This is a genomic window from Marinomonas pollencensis (assembly GCF_003387375.1).
Taxonomy (GTDB): domain Bacteria; phylum Pseudomonadota; class Gammaproteobacteria; order Pseudomonadales; family Marinomonadaceae; genus Marinomonas; species Marinomonas pollencensis.
In genome coordinates this window covers 1-1,088 of the sequence record NZ_QUNG01000041.1, presented here as the reverse complement: position 1 = coordinate 1,088, position 1,088 = coordinate 1, and the positions used below count along the sequence as shown (strand labels likewise).

At 44.0% G+C, this 1,088-nt stretch carries 2 rRNA genes; both read right to left on the bottom strand.

Features of this window, described 5'->3' with window-relative positions:
* Positions 1-754: 754 nt before the first annotated feature.
* Positions 755-869 (bottom strand): 5S ribosomal RNA (gene rrf, locus DFP81_RS18100).
* An 81-nt stretch (positions 870-950) separates the two neighbouring features.
* Positions 951-1,065 (bottom strand): 5S ribosomal RNA (gene rrf / locus DFP81_RS18095).
* Positions 1,066-1,088 lie beyond the last annotated feature (23 nt).

Below are 1,088 nucleotides of genomic sequence, written 5' to 3'. Positions count from 1 at the left end.
GATAATAAGGGGTATCGTCTAAGCAAACCTGCTGACTTCTGGGCATGGGCATAATCCCGTTCCTCTTCCTTGAGAAAACAAAGATTAAGTATAGATGAGATACGGAAAATAGGCTTAACCACACGATAAGCCGCACCATTACTGGGGTTTATCTATGCCTGTCCTAGATAAAGGAGTGTATCTGATGACACAAGCTTATCCAATCTACCCCAGGCCACCTCGGTATCTCAAAAAGGCTGTGAGGCACATCATAGCTGGAGTTTATCTATGCCTGTCCTAGATAAAAGAGCGGGCATAAAAAAACCCTGACCAGCTTAGCTGATCAGGGCTTCTTAGTGTTTAAATCTTGATAACGACCTACTCTCACATGCGTTTCTTCATAAGAGCCCCACACGGTGTGGAGGATTATGCTTTCCTCTTTATTTTAGGCATAAAAAAACCCTGACCAGCTTAGCTGATCAGGGCTTCTTAGTATTTATAAGCTTGACGACGACCTACTCTCACATGCGTTCCTTCATAAGAGCCCCACACGGTGTGGAGGATTATGCTTTCCTCTTTATTTTAGGCATAAAAAAACCCTGACCAGCTTAGCTGATCAGGGCTTCTTAGTATTTATAAGCTTGATAACGACCTACTCTCACATGCGTTTCTTCATAAGAGCCCCACACGGTGTGGAGGATTATGCTTTCCTCTTTATTTTAGGCATAAAGAAGCCCTGACCAGCTTAGCTGATCAGGGCTTCTTAGTGTTTAAATCTTGATAACGACCTACTCTCACATGGGATCCCCCACACTACCATCGGCGATGACGCTTTTCACTTCTGAGTTCGGGATGGGATCAGGTGGTTCAACGTCTCTATGATCATCAAGAAAACTGGTATGTTTTATTAGCAATTGGCTAATAAAATCAAATTTTCTTATGCCTGATAATTCAGGACTTCGTATTCATAAGCTTGACGACGACCTACTCTCACATGGGATCCCCCACACTACCATCGGCGATGACGCTTTTCACTTCTGAGTTCGGGATGGGATCAGGTGGTTCAACGTCTCTATGATCGTCAAGCAATTCGGTTGCGTTCGTTCTGG